This window comes from Bowmanella yangjiangensis, from assembly GCF_017255015.1.
GTDB lineage: Bacteria > Pseudomonadota > Gammaproteobacteria > Enterobacterales > Alteromonadaceae > Bowmanella > Bowmanella yangjiangensis.
This window is the reverse complement of the sequence record NZ_JAFKCS010000819.1, coordinates 1-318: the sequence shown is the minus strand read 5'-3', so window position 1 is coordinate 318 and position 318 is coordinate 1. Positions and strand designations below refer to the sequence as shown.

The window sequence follows — 318 nt, the reverse complement described above, 5'->3', positions numbered from 1 at the left end:
GTTCTGGGGCTGCGCTGGCGAGCAGGCCGATGAGCTGGTCGCGGTGCTCGAGCGGCCAGGGGTGGACGTCGATGAAGCGGTGCGCGAGGTTCTCGGCACCAGCTTTCGGCAGCTGACGCAGGCCTTGCTGAAGAGCTGGAACCTGGGTGAGACCGCCAGCCTGGCGCAGGCCGGGAGCAATCAGCATGACCCCGCCGCCTATGCCGTGCAGTTGGGCGTACGTATCAGCGAGGCCGCGCTCGATGGCTGGGATTGCGCAGAGATGGAGGAGGTGCTGGCCAAGGTGGCCAGCTTCACCGCGCTGACCCAGGAGGAAAC

Annotated in this window: 1 pseudogene; it reads left to right on the top strand. The window is 67.3% G+C overall.

From position 1 onward, the window contains the following. Nucleotides 1–318 (top strand): annotated as a pseudogene (locus J0A65_RS26825) (HDOD domain-containing protein); the annotation flags it as partial.